Genomic DNA, 20,756 nt, shown 5'->3' with positions numbered 1-20,756 from the left:
TACGCGCCATCCCCACGGTGGGAAGGCGGGCGGAAAAGCCTGCATTCTCCCAATTTAGAGATGTTCGTATATCTTAGGAGAATGTAGGTCGGATTGTCAATAATGTCAACCGTTTTGGGCGTTTTTTCCCCTCTTTCCCTCGGATGCTCCTTCTTTCGGGCCGGCCAGAAGGCGGGCGAGGGCCGTTGTCGCGGCGGTTACGGCGCGCAGATTGCGCTTTCCGAGGGAAACGGAGAGCGCCCCCGCGCCGATCAGCGCCTCCTCCTCCCCCCGCTCGAGCCCTCCCTCCGGTCCGACGATCAGAAGCGCCTCACCGGGACCGGCCCGGGGAACGAGGGGATCCTCCGCCCCGAGTGAGCAGAGGAGGGCCGCGCCTCGTCGGCGAACCTCCTCGACAAGGGCCGCCATCGAGGCGATCGGCTCGATCCTGGGGGCGACCGCCCCACCGGCGACTTTCATCCCCTCCCGAGCGATACGGGCCAGCCTCTCCCGGTTCCTCTCCTCCTTCGACCCGTCCCAGCGGGGGACGGAGCGGGCGGAGAGGAAGGGGAGCAGAGCGGTCGCTCCCATCTCGGCGGCGCGTTCCACCACCTCATCCGTCCCCTTCGCCTTCAGGAGGCCGAAGGCGAGCGTGACCCGGAGCGCCGGTTCAACGGGGGAGTCGAAGCGATCGATCACCTCCGCTTCCCATCCCCCTTTCCCGCCTCGGACGAGCCGGACCGTCGCCCCTCTCCCCTCGCCGTCCACCACGCGCACCTCGGCATCGTCGCCGAGGCGCAGGGAACGAACCAGGTGGCGCTCCTCCTCCGGATCGAAAGAGAAACGCGCCCTCCGGAGTTTCTCCGGGGACGCGTAAAAAAACCGGCTTAGATTCCGCCGTCCCATCGCCGCCCCTACTCCGCCGGCGGGCGGAAAAGCTCGTTCTGCCGCATCTCGTCCAGAGCCTTCTTTTCTTCCTTTTTCAGTTTCTTGGGAACCCAGATGTGCACGCGAACGAGCTGGTCCCCCTTGCCGTGCCCCCGCAGATGGGGAAAACCCTTGCCGCGAAGACGGAAGATCTTCCCCGAGGGCGTCCCGGCCGGAACGTTCATCTTGACCGAACCCTCGAGGGTGGGGACCTCGATCGATCCGCCGAGCACCGCTTCCGCGAAAGAGATTTGCGCCTCGGCGAGAAGATCGTCCCCGTGCCGCTCGAAACGGGGGTGCGGCTTTTCCTCGATCACGACGAGCACGTCGCCGCGCGGTCCTCCCCGCGGTCCCACGTTCCCCTTGCCGCGGAGGGGGATGTAGTTCCCGGCGGTGACGCCGGCGGGGATGCGGACGGTGAAGGTCTGCTGCTTCTCCAGGCGCCCGTCACCGCGGCAGGTCGGGCAGGGCTGGTCGATCCGCGTCCCCTCGCCGTGGCAGTCCGGGCAGTCGGCGATGTTGACGAATTGCCCGAGAAGAGAACGCTGCACCTGACGGATCTGGCCGGCGCCGCGACAGGTGGGGCAGGTCCGCGGGGAACTGCCCGGCGCGGCGCCGCTCCCGCCGCAGTCGCCGCATACGTCCCGCACCCCCAGCTTGATCTTCTTCTCCACGCCCGCCGCCATCTCCTCGAGGGAGAGTCGGAGGTTGACCCGCAGATCTCCGCCGCGGACCGGTCCATGACGCCCCCGGCCCGCCCCGCCACCGCCGAAAAAATCGCCGAAACCGCCGAAATCGCGCATGAAGGCGCGGAGCGCGTCGGAAAGATCGAAGCCCTCGAAACCTCCGCCGCCTCCGAAGCCGCCTCCGAATCCTCCCCCCGGCCCCGCGTGACCGAACTGATCGTACTTCGTTCTCTTGTCGTCATCCCGGAGGATCTCGTACGCCTCGGTCGCTTCCTTGAACTTCTCCTCCGCCCCCTTGTCTCCCGGATTCCGGTCGGGATGGTACTGAAGCGCCAGTTTCCGATAGGCCTTTTTAATCTCGTCCTTCGAAGCGTCCTTTCCGACGCCGAGGACCTCGTAGTAATCCCTTTTGGCCATGTTCCTCATTCCCGAACCGGTCCGTTCTCTCGGGCGGCCGCCGCGCGGGGCGCGCGCCCCGGAGGCTCCGTCGGCCGCGGCGTTTCACGCCCTTCCACCCGGGCTACCCCTTCTTTTGCTCGTCGTCGTCGACCACCTCGTAGTCGGCGTCCACCGCTCCCTCCTCGGAGTCGCCCTTTTCCGCCGCGTCGGGCTTTTCCGGGCCGCCCGCCCCGGCGGGTCCCTGCCCGCCCGCGGTTTGGGAGTAAATCTTCTCGGCGAAGGAATGAGAGGCGTCCTGAAGCGCCTGCATTTTCTTCTTCATCGACTCCGTGTCGTTCGTCTCCATCGCCTTCTTCAGCTCCTCCACCGCCTCCTCCACGCTCCGGCGATCCGCCGCATCCAACTTGTCGCCGTGTTCCTTGAGGGTCTTCTCGGAGGTGTAGACGAGCTGATCCGCCTGGTTCCGCGTCTCCACCTGCTCCCTCTTCTTCTTGTCCTCCGCGGCGTGCGACTCCGCCTCGCCGACCATCCTCTTCACCTCGTTCTCCTCGAGTCCGCTGGAGGCTTGGATCTGGATCTTCTGCTCCTTGCCGGTCCCCAGGTCCTTGGCGGAGACGTGGACGATTCCGTTGGCGTCGATGTCGAAGGTCACCTCGATCTGCGGGATACCCCGCGGCGCCGGCGGGATGCCGACGAGGTCGAAGCGCCCGAGGGTTCTGTTGTCCCCCGCCATGTCGCGCTCCCCCTGGAGCACGTGGATGCTCACAGCCGGCTGGCTGTCCGAAGCGGTGGAAAAGATCTGACTCTTTTTGGTCGGGATGGTGGTGTTCCTCTCGATCAACCGCGTCATCACGCCGCCCAGGGTTTCGATGCCGAGGCTGAGGGGCGTCACGTCCAGAAGAAGCACGTCCTTGAGGTCGCCGGTCAGCACGCCTCCCTGGATGGCGGCGCCCAGAGCGACCACTTCATCCGGGTTCACGCTCCGGTTCGGCTCCTTGCCGAAGAATTTCTTCACCGCTTCCTGGACCGCCGGTATACGGGTCGAGCCGCCGACGAGAATCACCTCGTCCACCTCGCGGGCGGTGACGCCGGCGTCCTCGAGAGCCTTGCGGCAGGGCTCGATGGTCCGCTCCACCAGCTCGGCGGTGATCTGATCGAACTTGGCCCGGGTCAGGGCGACGTCCAGGTGCTTCGGTCCGGAAGCGTCGGCGGTGATGAAGGGAAGATTGACCGTGGTCTGCATGGTGGAAGAGAGCTCGCACTTCGCCTTTTCCGCCGCTTCCTTGAGCCGCTGGAGGGCCATTTTATCCGTGCGAATATCGATACCCGAACTTTTCTTGAACTCGTCCGCCAGATAATCGATCACTCGTTGATCGAAATCATCGCCTCCGAGGTGGGTGTCGCCGTTGGTCGACTTCACCTCGAAAACGCCCTCGCCCAGCTCGAGGATGGAGATGTCGAATGTGCCGCCGCCGAGATCGAAGACGGCGATCTTCTCCTCTTTCTTTTTGTCCAAACCGTATGCGAGAGAGGCCGCGGTCGGTTCGTTGATGATACGACGCACGTTCAGGCCCGCGATTCGGCCCGCGTCCTTGGTCGCCTGGCGTTGGGAGTCGTTGAAATAGGCGGGAACGGTGATCACCGCGTCCTTCACCTCTTCGCCCAAGTAGTCTTCCGCCGCCTTGCGGAGGTGTTGGAGAATCATCGCGGAGATCTCCGGCGGCGAGATCGTCTTGCCGGTGTTGCCGACCCGCACCCAGACATCGCCGTTTTCGTTCTCCTCGACCGGATAGGGGACGAGGCGGATCTCCTCGGAAACCTCCGCCTTGCGCCGGCCCATGAAACGCTTGATGGAGAAAATGGTGTTTTCCGGGTTCGTGATCGCCTGGCGCTTGGCCACCTGCCCCACAAGGCGCTCCCCGTCCTTGGTGAACGCGACGATGGACGGAGTGGTTCTTCCCCCCTCCGCGTTGGGGATGACCACCGCCTCGCCGCTCTCGTCCACCACGGCGACGCAGGAGTTGGTGGTCCCCAGATCGATGCCGATCACTCTAGCCATTGTCCGGCTCCTCCTCGTTCTCTTTATGCTTAGGTTCGTCGAACGTCTTCTTCGGCGCCTCTTCCGATCCATCCCCGGCGGGCGGCGCGGACACCGCCACCTGGGAAGGTCTGATCACGTGATCGCCGATCCGGTACCCTCTGCGGATTTCGGCGACCACGCGGCCCTCCTCCCCGCTCGGGTCCGGAACGGCCTGAAACGCTTCGTGCAGCTCCGGGTCGAACGGCCGGTCCAGGGAAGCGATGGGGAGAACCCCCTGTTCGCCGAGCGCCCCCAGAAACTTCCTGTGGATCATCTCGATGCCGCTCCGGAAATCCTCCGGCCCGGCGCCCTTCCCTTTCGCGAGAGCCCTCTCCAAGTCGTCGAGCACGTCGAGAAGGGGAAGAATCACCGCCGCCCGGATGAGACCCCTCTCCTTCTCGCGCTCTCGTGCGGTCCGCTTGCGGAAGTTGTCCAGGTCCGCCACGGCACGGAGCCAGCGGTCGTTCAGTTCCTCCACCCGGAGGCGGAGAGTGTCTTCCTCCGTCGGCTCGGCGGAGCCGCGCGGCTGCTCGCCGAACACCGGCGCGCCCGCCTCCGTCTCCTCGCCGGATTCCCGAAGCCCGTCTTCCCGTTTTTCCTCGCTCTCGTCCTTTTTTCTCGCCATGTTCCTTCGTTCCGTGCCGGTGTCCGGCGCTTTATCCTTCCACGAATGGGACGATTCTCTGTTCCACGATCCTCCGCGCGAAATCGACGATCGCCGCGCCCCGGCCGTACCGCATCCGGGTGGGGCCGATCATCCCCATGATCCCGGTGAAACGGCCGAAGCGATACTCGGCGGCGAGAATGCTGAAGGGGGTCAGCTCCTCTTCGTCATTCTCGGCGCCGATTCGAAGCGCGACGCCCCCATCCGCGAGGGCGTCCTTTTCGGGGTCCGGAAGGCCGCTCCCTCCTTCGATTCTCTCGCTGAGACGGACCAGCTCGTCGCTGCTGCGAAACTCCGGCTCCAGGAGAAGCGACTCCACGCCCGAAAGGGTGATCCTCGCCATCCGCCCCGTTTCCAGAAGCTCCTCCGCCGCCTTGCGGAAGAGGCGCATCACTCGGAGCGCCGGCAGGTTCTCCTCCCAATCGGGGCCGAAGAGAAAGTCCCGGATCTCCTCCACCGCCCTCCCTCGGAAGCGGCGGTTCAGCTCTTCCACGCCGGAGGCGAGGCTCTTCTCGTCGATCCCCTCCTCGGCGGGGCAGAGCGCCGATCGCGCGAAACCGGAATCGAGCACCAGCACCATCGCCACCCTGCCGTCGCGCACCAGATCCGCGTGCAGGCTGAGATAGATCCCCCGGTCGATCCGTGGAGGAGACGCGAAACCGGCCAGCCCGGACACGTTCGCGAGAAGAGCGCTCATCGACCCGGGCAGCTGATCGGGACGGTTCACCAGGCGCTCCACGCCGAAGAGGAGTTCCTCCTGCTCCCGCCTGCCGATGGAGACCGGCCCCATCAGCTCATCCACATAGACCCTGTACCCCCGATCGGTCGGTACGCGGCCGGCGGAGGTGTGGGGTTGACGGAGGAGTCCCCTTTCCTCCATCCGGCTCATCACTCCCCGGATGGTGGCGGAACTGAGGCCGAGACGTGTCTCCTCTACGACCCGCTCCGAAGCGACCGGTTGCGCGGTTCCCACATAGAGATCCACGATGGAGCGCAGAACCGCCCTCTCCCGATCATCCAGCGTAGAACCGCGTGTCATGGTCTCGCCTTAAATATGCCAAAAAGGCATAGATGGTGAATCGCCCATAAGCTAATAGTGTGCAATCGGTTTGTCAAGGGAAGGGCGCTTTGTTTCCTAAACGCCTTCTCCTAATAATTCTCGGGCCACCCCTTCCGCAGTCAGTAGGCCGGCATCTGTGGGAACAAGGCGGGATCCTGCCCGGCGAAGCAAACCGGCACGGAAAAGAGGCAGCGCGCGGCGCTCCAGATCGCGCGTTCGCATTGCTCCGAAACGCCTCTCGAGCGCGCCGACGTGAATGCCCCCGATCCTCCGGACACCGTGGAAGACCCTCTCCCGTAAACGGTCCTCTTCTTTTCTCGGATCCCGGAGGACGACCGGATCTCCCCCCTCGCCCACGATCCGGGCGTAGCGGTCCGGGTCCGGTTCGTTCCTCGTAATCTCCCGAGCGCCCGCCGAGACCGCCCCCGCGCCGAGTCCGACCCGCGACCCGCCGGCGGCGATCAATCCGAGACCGACGGATCGGCATCCGGGTTTGGCGAAGAGGGCGACTTCATACCGAAGGAGTCCCGCCCCTTCGAGGATGCGGAGCGATTTCTCGTAGTCGGCGATCCAACGCTCCTCGGGAAAGGATTCGTCCGGCGTCTCCACCAGAGATACATGGTCCGGCCCGGCCGCCGCCGCAACCGCGGGTCCGATCGAACCGGCCGCCCCTCCGGCTGGATCCATGTCGAGCGCCACGCGGCGAAAACCGGCGGCGCGGGCGGCGCGGACCGCCTCCCGTAAACCGGCGGCGTCGCCTACCGGCCGATAGCCGACGGCGCGTGTCTTCCCGGTCAAACAGATCCGATCGAAGCCGGATTCGTGAAGAGGGACGAGCCGTTCGGGCACCGCTTCGCCGACGAACCATTCGATGGAGCGCTCCACGCGCGGGGCGGGAGGAAAAAACCGCGCGAGTTCCCGAAAGAGGGAGGAGAGGGAGCGGTCGCCCAGGCGCCACGGTTCGCCGCCGGCCATCCACGCGACGAAGGCACCCCCCTCTCCCCCATCGGCGGCGCGCCTTTCCGCCTCACGAAGAACCGCTTCGGCGTATAGGTCGGCGGAGGAGGATCGGAGAGAAAGGGCGAGGCTCGGCGGAAAGGAGAGATAGAGACCACGCGCCTCGCGCGGCCTTTCGACGGCGCTCATCGACCGGGCCTCCCGATCCGCGCTGGTCCGGCCTCAGCGATCTTCCTCGTCCACGCGGAGAACGGCGAGGAAGGCGTCTTGGGGGATCTGTACGGAGCCGACCCGCTTCATCCGCTTCTTCCCCTCCTTCTGTTTCTGGAGGAGCTTTCGCTTCCGCGTGATGTCGCCGCCGTAACAACGGGCGGTTACGTCCTTGCGGAACGCGGGGACCGTCTCCCGGGCGATCACCTTGTTGCCGAGCGTCGCCTGAAGAGGCACGGCAAAGAGCTGGCGGGGGATCAGTTTGCGGAGCCTCCCGACCAGGCGTCGCCCCCAGGCGTACGCTTTGTCGCGGTGGACGATCACCGAGAGGGCGTCCACCGGCTCCTCGTTCACCAGGATGTCGAGCCGCACCATGTCGGAGGCGACGAACCCGGCGTGCTCGTAATCGTAGGAAGCGTATCCCCGAGAGACCGACTGCAGCCGGTCGTAGAAGTCGAGCACGACCTCGGCGAGCGGGAGCCGCACGCGCAGGAGAACACGGGTCGACTCCAGGTACTCCATCCCCCGGTGCTCCCCCCTCTTCTCCGTCACCAGCTTCAGCACGTTCCCCAGGTACTCGGAAGGAAGAATCAACTGGGCGTCCACCACCGGTTCCTCCACACGGATCAACTCGTTCCGCGGAGGCAGGTGGAGCGGGTTCTCCACGCGGGTCATCGTTCCATCGAGCTTATAGGCGCGAAAGACCACGTTGGGGACCGTGCCGATCAGCTCGAGATCGTATTCACGCTCCAGGCGGGCCTGTACGATTTCCATATGAAGCAACCCGAGAAACCCGCAGCGAAAACCGAATCCGAGCGCGCCCGACGACTCCGGCTCGAAAACGAAGGAAGCGTCGTTCAGTTTCAGCTTCTCCAGCGCGTCCCGCAGGGAGTCGTAATCCCCCGGATCGATCGGATAGAGCCCGCTGAAAACCATCGGCTTGGGTTCGCGGAAACCGGGGAGCGCCCGTGTCGCGGGCCGGTCCGCCAAAGTGATCGTGTCTCCCACCCGCGCGTCCTGCACCTGCTTGATGCCCGCGAGAAGATACCCCACCTCGCCGGCGCTCAGCGAATCCCGGGGGACGCGGCGGAGACGGAAGGATCCCACCTCGTCCACCACGTACTCCTGTCCGTTGGACATCAGCTCGATCCGATCGCCGGCCCGAACCACGCCGTTCACGATTCTCACGTACACGCTCACGCCGCGATACCGGTCGAAGGCGGAGTCGAAGATCAACGCCTGAAGAGGTTCCTCCTCGCTTCCGCCGGGGGGCGGAATCTTCTCCGCCATCTTTTCGATCAGCTGATCCACCCCCTCGCCGGTGCGGGCGCTGATCCCGAGGATCTCTTCCTCCGGCTCGCCGGTCAGTTCGGAAAGCGCGCGCCTCACCTCCTCCACCCGGGCTCCCGGAAGGTCGATTTTGTTGATCGCCGGGAGAACGACGAGCCCGCCTTCGAGGGCGAGATAGAAATTGGCGATTGTCTGCGCCTCGATCCCCTGCGCGGCGTCCACCAAGAGGACCGCTCCCTCGCATGCGGCGAGGGAGCGCGAGACCTCGTAGGAGAAGTCCACATGCCCCGGCGTGTCGATCAAATGAAAATGGAGGAGCCGCCCGGATCGGTCCGTGTAATCGATCCGTATGGCGTGGGCCTTGATGGTGATCCCCCGCTCCCTCTCCAGGTCCATGTCGTCCAGCACCTGGTTCCGCATCTCCCGGCCCGTGACGGCGCCGGTATGCTCCAGAATGCGGTCCGCCAGCGTCGATTTTCCGTGATCGATGTGGGCCACGATGCAGAAGTTCCGCACGTGGTCCCGCACGCGCTCGTCCATATTCGACTCCGCGTTCCCGAGTCGGTTTCCCGTTTTACCCGGTTCGGTCGGTTAGTGAATGGGCCGGAAGAAACGGCTGAAACGGGGGAGGATCCTCTCCCGGTCCCAGGAGAAGTAAAGCACCATGGCGAGGCCCTTGACGCGCCCCTTCTCCAGGAAACCCCAGTACCGGCTGTCCTGGCTGTTGTTTCGGTTGTCGCCGAGCATGAAGATATGGCCCGGCGGAACGACCTTCGGCCCCCAATCGCTCCGTGGGGGAAAGCCGGCCGGTTTCAGGGCCACGAAGGGCTCCTCCCTCGGCTCGCCGTTCACGAAGAGCGTGTTCTCCCTCAGCTCCACCGTGTCCCCCTCCACCGCCACGCAGCGCTTGATGAAGTCCTTTTCCTCGTGGGGGGCGCGGAAGACGATGATGTCGCCCGCGCGGGGGTCGCGGATTTTGGGAAGACGGACGTCCGTGCCGGGGATCCTCGCGCCGTAAACGAATTTATTGGCGACGAGGAAATCGCCGACGAGGAGCGTATCCTCCATCGAACCCGAGGGGATGGTGAACGCTTGAACCACGAAAGTGCGGAGGAAGAAGAAGAGCACGCCGGCGATGAAGATCGCCTCGCCGTACTCCCGGATCAGATTTCTCTTCCGCGGCCGTTCCACGGTCCGACTCTTTCGAGCCAAGGGAGTTCCCCCCTCGTTCCTTTCAGTAAACCGCTCGGAGCGCGATCCGCGCTCCCCCTCCCGGCGCCGGGCCGACGGTCCATGTCACCCGGTCCACCTCATCCACCGCCTCGTCGAAACCGACGAGATGGGCGTCCACATAGGCGTCCAACACGGAGTAGAGCGCGGCGATGGTGCTCCACCATACCAGATCCCGGCGGGTTTGGCGCAGATCCTCGTAACGCTCCTCCAGATAGGCGTCGCTCCAGGGGGAATCGGCGCGGGATCGCTGATCGTCGTACCAACGCGCGCGCCGCTCCGTGATCGCGACCCGGCCGAGGAGATAGGTCTGCCCCGCGAAGAGGGCGACCGCCTTCCAGCGGTTGCCGGCATGGAGCTGCCCCCAGCCCGGGAAGGCGAGGGAGCGAAGCGCGTTCAGAAAGGGCGCCGCTCCGGGCAGATCCTCCGCCGGTTGCTCCTCGGCCCGGGGCGCGCCCGTCACCGAGAGAAGAAGCAAAAGGAGCGCCGCGACCGCCGGGCCGCGGCGCCGCCGTCTTGGCGGGAATGTGTGGGAATCGAACCCACCCCGGACGGGATTAGCGCCCGGCTTAAGGATTTGAAGTCCTCGGGGCCCACCAGAACCCATCCATTCCCACTCCGTCGATCCGCTAGCCCTCATCCGCCGCCAGGCCGATCGCGTCGATCATGACGAGCGCCCCCTTCGGGAGCGCGCGCACCTCGACGCAGGAACGCGCCGGCGCGGGGTCGGGGAAAAACCGGGCGTAGATCTCGTTCACCTCATGGAAGGCGTTCAGATCGGTCAGATATACGGTGGTCTTCACCACCCGGTCCATCGAGGATCCGGCCGCGTCCAAAACCGCCCGCAGGTTCCGCAGAACCCGCTCCGCCTGTTCCCCCGCCGTTCCGCCCGCGAGGCCGCCGCCGCCGGGATCGAGGGCGATTTGTCCGGCGGTGTGCACGAAGGGACCGGTCCGTATCGCTTGGCTGTACGGTCCCACCGCGGCGGGCGCTTCGCCGGTCCGGATCTCCCTGCGTTCCATGGCTCCCCCTATTCGACGGTGACGCTCTTGGCGAGGTTGCGCGGTTGATCCACGTCGCAACCGCGCTGAACGGCGATATAATACGCGAAAAGCTGCAGAGGAATCACCGAGAGAATGGGCGTCAGCGGTTCGAGGGTGTGGGGGAGATAAATAACGTGCTCCGCCCATTTGTGTACCAGGCCGTCCCCCTCGGTCGCGATGGCGATGATCCGGCCGTGCCGCGACTTCACCTCCTGGATGTTGCCGAGCACTTTATCGTATGCGCTGTCCTTGAGGGCGATGAAAACCACCGGCATATGCTTGTCGATCAGTGCGATGGGGCCGTGCTTCATCTCCGCGGCGGGATACCCCTCGGCGTGGACGTAGCTGATCTCCTTCAGTTTGAGCGCGCCTTCCAGTGCGACCGGGTAGTTGTACCCCCGGCCGAGGTATAGCGCGTTGTTGCTCTCCGCGTAGACCATGGCGATCCGCTTGATCTCGTCGGCCCGGTCGAGGATGGTTTGCACCTGGTTCGGGATCGCCAGGAGCGCCTTGATCATCCGCAGGCCGTCCTCGCGTGTGAGCCTCCCTCGGATCCGCCCGAGCATCAGGCTGAGAATGGCGAGCACGGTGACCTGCGAGGTGAAGGCTTTCGTGGACGCGACGCCGATCTCAGGCCCGGCGTGTGTGTAAACGCCTCCGTCCGACTCACGGGCGATGCTGGAACCCACCACGTTGCAGATGCCGAGCGCCCGGGCGCCGCACCGCTGAGCCTCCCGCATCGCCGCCAGCGTGTCCAGCGTCTCGCCGGACTGGCTGATCACCGCCACCAGCGTCTCTTCGTCCACGATGGGCCGGCGGTAGCGGAACTCGGAGGCGTACTCCACCTCCACCGGGATCCGGGCGAGATCCTCGATCATGTACTCGCCGATCAGCGCGGCGTGCCAGGAGGTGCCGCAGGCGGTGATCACGATCCGGTTCAGCTCCTGTAGCGTTTCAATGGGGATGTTCAGTCCGCCGAGCCGCGCCTTCCCCGAGTCGAGCACCACCCGGCCGGACATGGCGTCCCGGATCGTACGGGGCTGCTCGAATATCTCTTTTTGCATGAAGTGATCGTATCCGCCCTTTTCGATCTGCTCCAGATCCCAGGAAATCTCCTCCGGCTCCCTCTCCACGCGGGTGTTGTCCAGGTCCTTCACCTCCACTCCGTCCCGCGTAATCACCACCATCTCCCGGTCGTCCAGATAGATCATCTTCCGGGTGTGTTCCAGGATGGCGGCCGCGTCGGAAGCGACGAAGTTTTCCCCGTCGCCGATACCGGCCACCAGGGGCGATCCGTTGCGGGCGCCGACGATCCGGTCCGGGTCGCGGCTCGACATCACCACGATCCCGTAAGCCCCCTCCATTTCCACAAGCGCCTTCTGCACCGCCTCCTCAAGGGAATCGACGTAGAAACGCGCGATCAGGTGGGCGATCACTTCCGTGTCCGTGTCGGTGTGAAAGACCGACCCTTCCTCGATGAGCCAACGCTTCAGGGAGTAGAAGTTTTCCAAAATACCATTGTGGACGATGGCGATGGTGCCGGTCGGATCGGTGTGGGGGTGGGCGTTGATCTTCGACGGAACGCCGTGGGTCGCCCAGCGGGTGTGGGCGATGCCGAGCGTCCCCCGAAGCGGGGTCTTTTCGATCTGTTCGGCGAGGCGCCGTATCTTGCCGGCGTCCTTGACGACGCGGATGACGTCCTCCTGGAGAATCGCGACGCCCGCCGAATCGTAGCCCCGGTATTCCAGGCGACGGAGACCGTCCACCAGGATGCGGGACGCGTCCCGGTTGCCGATGTATCCGATGATTCCGCACATGGTCGATCCTCCCCGGCGCCCCCTGTCAGTCGGAGAGCCCGTCACCGAGCGAAGCCGCCGCCGCTTTCTGCAAACGGAGTGCGTCCGCCCGGTCGGGCGCTTCGGCCATCACGCGAACCACCGGTTCCGTGTTCGAGGCCCGAACATGAACCCAGCGGTCCGGCCACGCGACGTGGACGCCGTCCCGGAGGTCTTCCCGTCCCGGACCGAACCGGGATCGAAGATCACCGAGAAGTCGCTCCACATTCAAACGATCGGCGACGATGACTCCCTTCACGATAGCATAACGGGGGAGACGGCGCGCGAGTCCCGCGGAACCTTCTCCCCGCGCCGTCATCGCTTGCAAGGTCAGGGCGATCCCCACCGCCGCGTCCCGCATGGGGTGGAGCGCCGGGAGCATCACGCCTCCGTTTCCCTCGCCCCCGACGACGGCGCCGGACGCGATCATCTCCGCCGCTACGTGCGCCTCGCCGACGGGCGTGCGGAGGCATGGAACGCCGTGGCGCTCCGCCAGTTCCTCCGCCATCCGGCTGGTGGAAAGATTCAGCACCACCGGCCCCCTCTCCCTCTCCAGGATATAGTCGACGGCGATCGCCACCGTCGACTCCTCGCCGAGGGGTTCCCCCTCATCGGAAACGAGCGCGAGGCGGTCGCCGTCCGGATCCAGCGCGAAACCGACGGCCGCCCCCTCCTCCCGCACCACCCGACAGAGTGCACCCAGGTTCTCCGGTCGCGGTTCCGGCGGTCGGGGAAAGCCCCCCTCCATGCCGCAGTGAATCGCCGTGACCACGCACCCGAGCTTTTCGAGAAGCATCCGAGCGAGTCTCGAACCGGAGCCCCCGGCGCCGTCGAGGACGACGCGGTGCGTCGAGGCGCGTATCGACTCGGCATCGATCCAGGGGAGCTTCAGTATCTTCTCCAGATGCTCCGCCTCCACGTCCGGTCCCGGTTCGATCCGCCCGACTCGATCCCAGGGTACCCAAGGAGAGACGCCCTCACGGAAAAGGCGGATCATCCCCTCCCCTTCCTCGGGCCCGAGAAAGAACCCCCGTTCATTCACGAACTTGAGGGCGTTCCATTCGATCGGGTTGTGGCTCGCCGTTACAAGAATCCCGCCCCCCGCTTCCGGGCGGCGTGCGACGGCGAGGAGAATCGAGGGGGTGGGGCAGACGCCGCAGTCGAGGACCGGGCAACCCGCGGCGGTCAGACCGGCGAAGAGGGCGTTCCTTACCATGGGCCCGGTCGGCCGGGTGTCCCCGCCGACCAGCACGGGACGCCCCGCGCGCTCCGCGGCATAGGTGGCGGCCAGGCGCACCACCACCTCGGGTGTAAGCGTCTCTCCGATTACGCCGCGCGCGCCGGAGATCCCTAATTTCAGTTTCAGCATTGGTTTACCCCGTGGACTTCCGAGAGGAGACGAGCACCCCTTCTCTCTCGGCGAGGATCCCCGGGTCGGGGAAGAGAGCTGGTGATCGGATTTGAACCGATGACCGACGCATTACGAATGCGTTGCTCTACCAGCTGAGCTACACCAGCCCGACTCGAAACGACCCCGGAGGCGTCCCGGGGTCTGAGAACGACACGGGAGAAGAAGCGGTGTCGCGGGACGGAATTGAACCATCGACACAGGGATTTTCAGTCCCCTGCTCTACCAGCTGAGCTACCGCGACAAAACACCGCTAGGTTCGATGCAGCAATGTATCAGCGCCTCTTTGCTCTGTCAAGCCAAAAGGTTCTGATGGAAGAGGATAGCTCCTTGACTTCGCGGAACGGTTGTGCTATGATTCTTTCCGTAGCTGCCTGAGCGATCACATTGAGAACAGGGACGTTACGAACCCGACAGGAGTCGTGTCATGGCGAGCCGCCCTCGACACCGCGCTTTTTTCGACTCCATCATCGCCCGATTCGGCACTTCCAACATCCGCTCCAAAGTGGCCAAGATCTACGGACCCCCGGACGACACCCTAAGCCTAGGCGACCTGGAAACATGGTATTACTTCGGCGCTCACAAGGGTTTCGTGTTCCGGAACGGCGAGTTGGACCGGATCGTCCCCCTTCGAAACACACGGCGCTGAGCACGAATCCATCCCCCCCATTCGGACCCGCCGCGGCTGTCCCTTTTTAGCTACACGGCACCCTATCCCCTTCTCCGACAGCCTATTCAAAGAATCGGGGCGCGAAGGCGAGAAGAACACCCGCGAACATCACGAGGAAACCGCCGAAAAGCAGAGTGACGCCCGCCCAGGCCGTACGATCGTTGCGGCCGCCCAATAGCCGGAAACCGGCGACGGTTCCCGCGTAGCCCGCAAGCACGAGCAGAAAATGGACAAAAACCACGGAGGAACTCCTTTCGCGCTTCCGTTGGCCCGGAATGGTAATGCTAGACGGGTGAGCGGGATGGGTCAACCGCTTCCCCCCCACCTTTTTCTTTCGGTAAAGAATCCGGTTCAAGTTGCCGATTCATAGAAGGTTAGAAGACGTCGAGCGGAGATGGACCCACCGAGCGGATCGGTGATCCCTCCTCGTGGAGGTACGGTTTGCGAAAGCAAGGCATCGCCGGTATCCTTTTTCTATTCGTTCTGCTCACCGCGGGAATCGTGGGAGCGCAGACGGCGGAATGGGAAGGGGAGTCGGAGAGTCTCCTCTCCCCTCTTCCCACGGTCGATTCGGAGCGGACGGCGCATCGGGTCGTGACACTCGCTCCCGGCGGCCCCTTGCTCGAGTCGCCGATTCTTTCGCGAGTGGAATATTATCGTGCGGTGCAATCGATCGCGGCGGGACGGTACGACATCGCGCGGGAACACCTGTTCAACGCCGTGGAGGGCGATCCGTCCCTGGTGCGGGGCCACCTCCTCCTCTCCCTCCTTCACCTTCGCTCCCTCGATCCCAAGTGGATTCTCTTCCTGGTCGACGCGGGCAAGGCCCTTCAGGGGAACTTCCGAGGCCAGAGCCTCCTCGTGGCGAACGCCGTCATCGGCGGATTCACCCTCCTCATTCTGCTGCTCGCCCTCCTGAGCGGCGCGGCTCTCTTGCGGAGCCTCCCCTTCCTCCGGCACACCATAATGGAACTACTTCCCGACAACCTGCCCCGCCCGCTCCTCCTCTTCTACCCCTTCGCACTCGGAGGAGCGCTTGTCGCTTTCTTCCGTCCCTGGAGTTGGGGGATGGGACTCTTCTGGCTCGTGGCGACGGGAGTCCTCCTGGCGCGACGCGGCTTCGACCGTTGGGAGCGTTTCGTCACCGCGGCGTTCCTCGCGCTCCTCATCACCGCGCCGGTGGCCGTCAAGACGGCGATTCACTTCACCCTCCCCTCCATGCCCGGCACGACCCTCTTCGCCCTCTCCGGCACCCCCCTCTTTCCACTGGAAGGGGACGAGGGATCCCTCCCCCTGGAGGACGACGGAGACGGCGACATTCTCTTCAGCCTGGCCCTTTTGGAACGGGAACGGGGCGACCTGAACCGCTCCATGGAGCTGTACAGGGAGATGCTCGACCGCGGCTTCGGCTCCGTTTCCGTGTACAACAACATGGGGAATCTTCTCTTCCTCCGAGGGGAGACGGATCTCGCGTTTTCCGCTTACCGAAAGGCGCTGGATCTCGACCCGGAGAGGGCGACGAGCCACTACAACTTAGGCCAGCTCTACCTGGAAGCATTCGCCTTCGATCGGGCCCGGGAGGAATTCAGCAAGGCTTCGGAGTTCAACTTTTCACTCATTCGTTCTCTTTCCCGGCTGAGCCGCCACACCGATCGCCTCACCCTGATCGACGAGTCGCTCCCCCCCTCCCATCTCTGGGGACGTTTCCTGGGGGGCCGCGCGGGCGAGCAGGGTATGGACTGGGCGGAGGCGCTCGGCGCGACCCGCCGGATCCTCTTCCCCTTCCCGGCGCACCACGCCGTGCCTCTGGCGCTTCTGATCGGGTTCGCCGGCTGGTTCGGCTCGACCCGCCGCGCCCCTCTCGTTTGCGTGCGCTGCGGGCGGATTCTCTGCAGGCGCTGCCGCGTGCGGGAAACGGGTCACGACTTCTGCGCCGAATGCTCGGGCGGAGGCACGGAACGCAGCTGGGGGCGGAACACCGTCCTTTTCCATAGGCCGATGGCGCTCGCCCTATCCGTTCTTTTCCCCGGCGCCGGCCACGTATACCTGGGGCGGCGGCGGATCGGCGTTTTCTATCTCGTCCTGGCGCTCTCCATTCTGATTCTTTGGGCCTTCCGAGGACCGGTGCTCAAGCCCTTCCCGATTCTCCACGGCGGCGATCTGATCCCGCTGGAAAATCTGATCTTCGGATGGGTCTTCCTGCCGGTCTACCTTTTCGTCCTGATCGACGCGCTTCTCCTCGTCCGGAAACACTTTCGGAACGGCACTCTGGGGGGGATGATCTGATGGGTCTCCGCGGCGATCTGGGCGATTTCGGCGCCATCGAGGTCCTGCAGCTTCTGGCGGGGCAGGAAAAGACCGGCGTGCTCCGCCTCTACCAGGGCCGGAGCCGGGTCTCCCTCGTTTTCGATTCGGGACGGATCGTCTCCACCTGGGATCGGACCATTCACTTCGCGGATCCCTTCAAGAGCTACCTGCTCAGCCAAAGGGTTCTTCCGGAACACCAGACCATGAAAGCGCTCCGCCTCGAAGCGCGGAGCGACCTCCCCTTCGCGGAGATCATGATCCGTGAAGGAATGATGGACATGCCGGAACTCTCCCGGCTGGTCCAAGCCCAGATCCTCCGGGAGGTGCGGGCGATCCTCGGGTGGGGCCAAGGACGCTTCGAGTTCTTCCCCGACCCCTCGGTGCGGCCCTACATCCCCGGCGTTCACGTCAAAGTGGAGACCCTTCTCCTGGAGGCGGCCCGGCAGATCGACGAAGCGGATGCGGGGAAGAAAACACCGAAACGGGAGGAATCGCGTCTGGAGAAGCTGCGGCCCGCGGCTCTCACGGCGAAGACGCGCCGCGTGATGGCGCACGCCGCCCTCCTCGTTCTGCTCCCCACAGTCTCCCTTCTTCTTTCGGGAAGACTTTTCCCGCCCCCCGCGGCGGCGCCGTCGGACGCGCCCCTCTTCGGGGAACGCGTGGCGGGCTTTCACGCCGAGCGGGAGGTCCGCAATCTCCGTCTCGTCCTGGAGATGTACCGCGCGCTGCACGACCACTATCCCGACAATCTCAACCAACTGGTGCGGGCGAAACTGCTCAGCCCGCGGCGGCTGGTGATGCTCCGAAACCTGGAGATCTCTTACCGTCCCATCCGCGGCGGCACCCGCTATTTCCTGCAGTCCGGTCGCTACGGCCCGCTGGTGCGCGGCATCCCCGCCGGCGCCGTAACGCCGATCCGCCCGGTGCCGGAACCGATCCGTTCCGGCTCCCTCGACCCGGAACGGCCCCTTCGGGACTGATCCGTCCGTTTTCCCCGCCGGAAATCCGCTTCGCCTCTTAAAAATCGAGGCGCGGGTAGACCATGTGGAAACGCAGTTTGTAATAGAGCCGCGTCACCGCCAGCAGGCCGACCAAGAAGAAGCCGAACCACGGAGCGCGAATAACGAGGAGGAGGATGAAGAGCAGGCTCCCCCATTGGAAGCTGAGCGTGCTCCCCTTCTCTCCCGGACGGATGAGACCCCAGAGGAAGAAGGGGGAGGCGCCGATCGCCGCAAGGGTCGGATAAGGCTCACCCAGCAGAACGCCGGCGCCCGCCGCGAGCACCAACAAGACGAAGGCGAACGTCGATGTGCCGCGCGGACCGAGCAGAACGGCGCTCGTTCTCAGTCCCGCCTTCCGGTCCCCCCGGACGTCCACCAGGGCCGTGTGAAGGAAAACGCCCCCCACCAGAAAAATATAGGGAAGCGCGTGGAGGAGATCCTCCGTCCCGGGCGCGCGCACCAGCGAGAAACCGTAGAGGAAGGTGACTCCTCCGTATCCGACGGCGTTGGCGATCATGTCGGCGATCGGCCGCCCCTTGAGGCGGACCGGATCGGCGGAATAGAGAAAGCCGAGAAGGCCGCTGCCGGCGAGCCACGGGAGATCGGCGGGCCGGAAGAGAGCCGCCGCGATCAGCGAAACGAGGACCAGCAGGAGCGCCTCGATCCAGGCGTCGCGGAGAGAGACGTGCCCTTGGGCGATCAGAAAGAGCTTGCCGTTCTCGCGGTCGGTGTCCCGGTCGTAGATCTGGTTGATCACGTACACGCCGGCGAGCATGAGCGTAAGGAGAAGAAAGGGGAGCAGAATCGCCTCGTACCGCGTCGCCGTGTCTCCGCCCGATTCGAGCGCCCGGAGATAACCCGTGCCGAGAAAAGCCCAAGCGGGGATCAGCACCACCGGGCGGGTCAGAAAGAAACGATCCAACAATCCTTTCATGCCGCGTCGATCCTCCGGATCCTCTGCCACAACCGAGGCGTGGCGAGAGAGACGAAATGGGCGACCCGGTCCTTCCACACCTGGCAACGGTAGAGAGGGCCCCCCTCGATTTTCGAAAGAAATTCGGCTTCGCCGTCGAAGCGTCTCACCCCGATCCGCCCGATACGGAAGGGGTCCGCGGGATCTCCGTCGGGAACGGCGAGGCAGCCCCGCCGGAAACCCGCCCGGCGCGCCGCGCCGGAAAGCCGTTCATCCGCTTGACCGAACGGCCATGCGATCGATTCGGCGCGAATACCGGTCCGCCGCAGAATGATCTCCCGTGAGACGCGGATTTCCCTCTCCGCCTCCTCGGCGGGAAGCAACGTCAGGTCGCGGTGGGTGTGGCCGTGAGAACCGATCTCCCACCCCTCGCCGGCCGCCCGGGCGAGCGAGTCCCAACCGGCGTGGACGACGCGCCGCCCCGCCAGACGGGTGTCCCAACCATTCCGCCGCCCCGCCCAGGCGGTGGGGACGAACAGGGTGGCCCGGAACCCGAAAGAGCGAAGAACCGGAAGGCCGAAACGGACCACCCCGTCCAATGCGTCGTCGAAGGTGATCCCCACGATCCGTGACTCGCCGCCGATCGCCTCGCGGAAAGGAACCCCCCGCCAACCCCGGCGGGCGAGAAGCTCCATTTGGCGCGCGAGCCGCTCGGGGGAGATCATGTTCCAGGCGAAATCGAGCCTGCGGTCCACCTGATGATAGGCTAAGACGACCACGGGCTTTCCCCTTCTTGACGATTCTCCCTCTGCGGCGATACCATCGTCTCATGCTATAAGAGCGTCCCCGGTTCCACAAGGAGATGTTCGATGTTTCCATTCGCTGAACGTGTGACTTCGCTCCCCAAGTACGCCTTCGCCCGCACCGACGAAATGAAGGCGCGCGCCAGGAGTGAAGGAAAAGACCTGATCGACCTCGCCATCGGCAATCCCGACCTGCGCCCACCCCGGTCCGCGATCGACGCCCTGCACCGGGCTCTCGACGACTCCGCTCACCAGCTCCACCGTTACTCCCCCTTCAACGGCATCCCGGTCTTCCGGGAAGCGGTGGCCCGCTGGTACAAGACGCGCTTCGACGTGGACGTGGATCCGGACCGGGAGGTGTTGCCGGTCATCGGCTCCAAGGAAGGTCTGGCCAAGCTGGCCCTCGCCTTCCTGAATCCGGGGGACACGGCGATCATTCCCTCCCCCGCTTATCCCGCTTACTTCCCGAGCGTACACGTCGCCGGCGGCGTGGCGCACCAGATGCCTTTATTGGAGGAACTCGGCTTTCAGCCCGATCTGGACGCCATCCCGGCGGACACGGCGGCGAAGGCGAAGTACATCGTGATCAACTATCCGAACAACCCGACCGGCGGGATCGAGACGGACCTGCTGGAGAAGGTGGTCGCCTTCGGCGAGCGGACGAACACGCTGGTGGTCTCCGACATCGCTTATTCGGAACTCCCCTTGGACGACGATGTGCATCCCCGCTCGATCTTCCAGATCGATCGCGACAAAAAGAACTCCATCGAGTTCCAGTCCTTCTCCAAGACCTACTGCATGGCGGGCTGGCGGGTCGGCTTCGTCGTCGGGAACCCGGAGATCATCGCCATGCTTTACAAGCTGAAGAGCACCGCCGACTTCAGCGTCTTCCCCGCCATCCAGGCGGCGGCGGCGGATGTGTTGACCGGCCCGCAAGATTTTCTGAAGGAGTTGCGCGGGGTCTACCGCGAGCGGCGGGATGTCCTCGTGAAGGGTCTCTGCGGGCTCGGTTGGAAGGTGGCCTCCCCCAAGGCGGGAATGTACGTCTGGACCCGCATGCCGGAGAAGTACGAGAACGCCTCGCAGTTCACCGATGAATTGGTTCTCGCCACGGGCGTTTCGATCAGCCCGGGGGAAGGATTCGGAAAGTACGGCGCCGGCTTCGTCCGCATGGCCCTGGTGCAGCCGAAGGAGCGCATCGCGGAAGCGGTGAAGAGGATCGACGCCTGGGGCGGCCTCGGCTAGACCGGTTTTCGCGCGACATAATGAAAAGCCCGACCGAAAGGCCGGGCTT

Annotated in this window: 19 protein-coding genes and 3 tRNA genes; 4 read left to right on the top strand and 18 right to left on the bottom strand. The window is 64.9% G+C overall.

Annotated elements, in window-relative coordinates:
- Positions 1-105: 105 nt before the first annotated feature.
- From JW958_10805 to JW958_10735, 15 genes are all read right to left on the bottom strand, one after another.
- Entirely contained in the window at positions 106-885 is a 780-nt protein-coding gene (locus JW958_10805; protein MBN1826745.1) for an RsmE family RNA methyltransferase, read from the bottom strand.
- An 8-nt stretch (positions 886-893) separates the two neighbouring features.
- Positions 894-2,009, bottom strand: coding sequence for a molecular chaperone DnaJ (gene dnaJ, locus JW958_10800; GenBank protein MBN1826744.1), 1,116 nt, complete (start codon positions 2,007-2,009; stop codon positions 894-896).
- A 103-nt stretch (positions 2,010-2,112) separates the two neighbouring features.
- On the bottom strand, positions 2,113-4,050 hold the full coding sequence (gene dnaK, locus JW958_10795) for a molecular chaperone DnaK (protein MBN1826743.1): 1,938 nt from the start codon (positions 4,048-4,050) through the stop codon (positions 2,113-2,115).
- A complete protein-coding gene (locus JW958_10790) occupies positions 4,043-4,696 on the bottom strand; it encodes a nucleotide exchange factor GrpE (protein MBN1826742.1) in 654 nt (217 codons plus the stop codon). The genes dnaK and JW958_10790 overlap by 8 nt, the downstream gene beginning before the upstream one ends.
- Before the next feature lie 31 nt (positions 4,697-4,727).
- A complete protein-coding gene (gene hrcA / locus JW958_10785) occupies positions 4,728-5,774 on the bottom strand; it encodes a heat-inducible transcription repressor HrcA (protein MBN1826741.1) in 1,047 nt (348 codons plus the stop codon).
- A gap of 96 nt (positions 5,775-5,870) precedes the next feature.
- Positions 5,871-6,941 carry a hypothetical protein gene (locus JW958_10780; protein MBN1826740.1) on the bottom strand — a complete coding sequence of 357 codons (1,071 nt, stop codon included), beginning with the start codon at positions 6,939-6,941 and terminating at the stop codon, positions 5,871-5,873.
- 33 nt (positions 6,942-6,974) lie between these two features.
- Positions 6,975-8,792 carry an elongation factor 4 gene (lepA, locus tag JW958_10775; protein ID MBN1826739.1) on the bottom strand — a complete coding sequence of 606 codons (1,818 nt, stop codon included), beginning with the start codon at positions 8,790-8,792 and terminating at the stop codon, positions 6,975-6,977.
- A 51-nt stretch (positions 8,793-8,843) separates the two neighbouring features.
- The gene (lepB, locus tag JW958_10770) at positions 8,844-9,464 is read right to left on the bottom strand and encodes a signal peptidase I (protein MBN1826738.1); all 621 of its coding nucleotides are present in this window, start codon (positions 9,462-9,464) and stop codon (positions 8,844-8,846) included.
- Between the two features lie 22 nt (positions 9,465-9,486).
- Positions 9,487-9,960, bottom strand: coding sequence for a hypothetical protein (locus tag JW958_10765; GenBank protein ID MBN1826737.1), 474 nt, complete (start codon positions 9,958-9,960; stop codon positions 9,487-9,489).
- Positions 9,961-9,999: 39 nt separating this feature from the next.
- Positions 10,000-10,097 (bottom strand) — tRNA-Sec (locus JW958_10760).
- Between the two features lie 14 nt (positions 10,098-10,111).
- Entirely contained in the window at positions 10,112-10,504 is a 393-nt protein-coding gene (locus tag JW958_10755; protein MBN1826736.1) for a reactive intermediate/imine deaminase, read from the bottom strand.
- Between the two features lie 8 nt (positions 10,505-10,512).
- Complete coding sequence (glmS, locus tag JW958_10750; GenBank protein ID MBN1826735.1) at positions 10,513-12,342, bottom strand: glutamine--fructose-6-phosphate transaminase (isomerizing); 1,830 nt, start codon at positions 12,340-12,342, stop codon at positions 10,513-10,515.
- A 25-nt stretch (positions 12,343-12,367) separates the two neighbouring features.
- Positions 12,368-13,729, bottom strand: coding sequence for a phosphoglucosamine mutase (glmM, locus tag JW958_10745; protein MBN1826734.1), 1,362 nt, complete (start codon positions 13,727-13,729; stop codon positions 12,368-12,370).
- A gap of 76 nt (positions 13,730-13,805) precedes the next feature.
- Positions 13,806-13,878: transfer RNA gene (locus JW958_10740), tRNA-Thr, on the bottom strand.
- A gap of 61 nt (positions 13,879-13,939) precedes the next feature.
- A tRNA-Phe gene (locus tag JW958_10735) sits at positions 13,940-14,012 on the bottom strand.
- Positions 14,013-14,195: 183 nt separating this feature from the next.
- Between JW958_10735 and JW958_10730 the strand changes: the two genes are divergently transcribed.
- On the top strand, positions 14,196-14,417 hold the full coding sequence (locus JW958_10730) for a hypothetical protein (protein ID MBN1826733.1): 222 nt from the start codon (positions 14,196-14,198) through the stop codon (positions 14,415-14,417).
- Between the two features lie 82 nt (positions 14,418-14,499).
- On the opposite strand, the gene JW958_10725 is transcribed toward JW958_10730, so the two are convergent.
- On the bottom strand, positions 14,500-14,679 hold the full coding sequence (locus tag JW958_10725) for a hypothetical protein (protein ID MBN1826732.1): 180 nt from the start codon (positions 14,677-14,679) through the stop codon (positions 14,500-14,502).
- A gap of 200 nt (positions 14,680-14,879) precedes the next feature.
- On the opposite strand from JW958_10725, the gene JW958_10720 reads away from it, so the two are divergent.
- Together JW958_10720 and JW958_10715 are read left to right on the top strand one after the other, a co-directional pair.
- Complete coding sequence (locus tag JW958_10720) at positions 14,880-16,724, top strand: tetratricopeptide repeat protein (protein MBN1826731.1); 1,845 nt, start codon at positions 14,880-14,882, stop codon at positions 16,722-16,724.
- Positions 16,724-17,725, top strand: a complete 1,002-nt coding sequence (locus JW958_10715; GenBank protein MBN1826730.1) for a DUF4388 domain-containing protein — start codon at positions 16,724-16,726, stop codon at positions 17,723-17,725. The genes JW958_10720 and JW958_10715 overlap by 1 nt, the downstream gene beginning before the upstream one ends.
- A gap of 37 nt (positions 17,726-17,762) precedes the next feature.
- On the opposite strand, the gene JW958_10710 is transcribed toward JW958_10715, so the two are convergent.
- Positions 17,763-18,680, bottom strand: a complete 918-nt coding sequence (locus tag JW958_10710) for a UbiA family prenyltransferase (GenBank protein MBN1826729.1) — start codon at positions 18,678-18,680, stop codon at positions 17,763-17,765.
- Entirely contained in the window at positions 18,677-19,438 is a 762-nt protein-coding gene (locus JW958_10705; GenBank protein ID MBN1826728.1) for a polysaccharide deacetylase family protein, read from the bottom strand. Before JW958_10705 ends, JW958_10710 begins: the two co-directional genes overlap by 4 nt.
- A 90-nt stretch (positions 19,439-19,528) precedes the next feature.
- On the opposite strand from JW958_10705, the gene JW958_10700 reads away from it, so the two are divergent.
- Positions 19,529-20,707, top strand: coding sequence for an aminotransferase class I/II-fold pyridoxal phosphate-dependent enzyme (locus tag JW958_10700; GenBank protein ID MBN1826727.1), 1,179 nt, complete (start codon positions 19,529-19,531; stop codon positions 20,705-20,707).
- The last annotated feature ends 49 nt before the right edge of the window (positions 20,708-20,756 follow it).

It is taken from the genome of Candidatus Eisenbacteria bacterium, assembly GCA_016930695.1.
GTDB lineage: Bacteria > Orphanbacterota > Orphanbacteria > Orphanbacterales > Orphanbacteraceae > JAFGGD01.
Note: the sequence above shows the minus strand (reverse complement) of the source record. Positions and strands in the feature narration are given on the sequence as shown.

Coding starts and splice junctions, on each gene's coding strand:
- JW958_10805 (MBN1826745.1), bottom strand. CDS start 885: ATGGGACGGCGGAATCTAAGCCGGTTTTTTTACGCGTCCCCGGAGAAA.
- dnaJ (MBN1826744.1), bottom strand. CDS start 2,009: ATGGCCAAAAGGGATTACTACGAGGTCCTCGGCGTCGGAAAGGACGCT.
- dnaK (MBN1826743.1), bottom strand. CDS start 4,050: ATGGCTAGAGTGATCGGCATCGATCTGGGGACCACCAACTCCTGCGTC.
- JW958_10790 (MBN1826742.1), bottom strand. CDS start 4,696: ATGGCGAGAAAAAAGGACGAGAGCGAGGAAAAACGGGAAGACGGGCTT.
- hrcA (MBN1826741.1), bottom strand. CDS start 5,774: ATGACACGCGGTTCTACGCTGGATGATCGGGAGAGGGCGGTTCTGCGC.
- JW958_10780 (MBN1826740.1), bottom strand. CDS start 6,941: ATGAGCGCCGTCGAAAGGCCGCGCGAGGCGCGTGGTCTCTATCTCTCC.
- lepA (MBN1826739.1), bottom strand. CDS start 8,792: ATGGACGAGCGCGTGCGGGACCACGTGCGGAACTTCTGCATCGTGGCC.
- JW958_10755 (MBN1826736.1), bottom strand. CDS start 10,504: ATGGAACGCAGGGAGATCCGGACCGGCGAAGCGCCCGCCGCGGTGGGA.
- glmS (MBN1826735.1), bottom strand. CDS start 12,342: ATGTGCGGAATCATCGGATACATCGGCAACCGGGACGCGTCCCGCATC.
- glmM (MBN1826734.1), bottom strand. CDS start 13,729: ATGCTGAAACTGAAATTAGGGATCTCCGGCGCGCGCGGCGTAATCGGA.
- JW958_10730 (MBN1826733.1), top strand. CDS start 14,196: ATGGCGAGCCGCCCTCGACACCGCGCTTTTTTCGACTCCATCATCGCC.
- JW958_10715 (MBN1826730.1), top strand. CDS start 16,724: ATGGGTCTCCGCGGCGATCTGGGCGATTTCGGCGCCATCGAGGTCCTG.
- JW958_10710 (MBN1826729.1), bottom strand. CDS start 18,680: ATGAAAGGATTGTTGGATCGTTTCTTTCTGACCCGCCCGGTGGTGCTG.
- JW958_10700 (MBN1826727.1), top strand. CDS start 19,529: ATGTTTCCATTCGCTGAACGTGTGACTTCGCTCCCCAAGTACGCCTTC.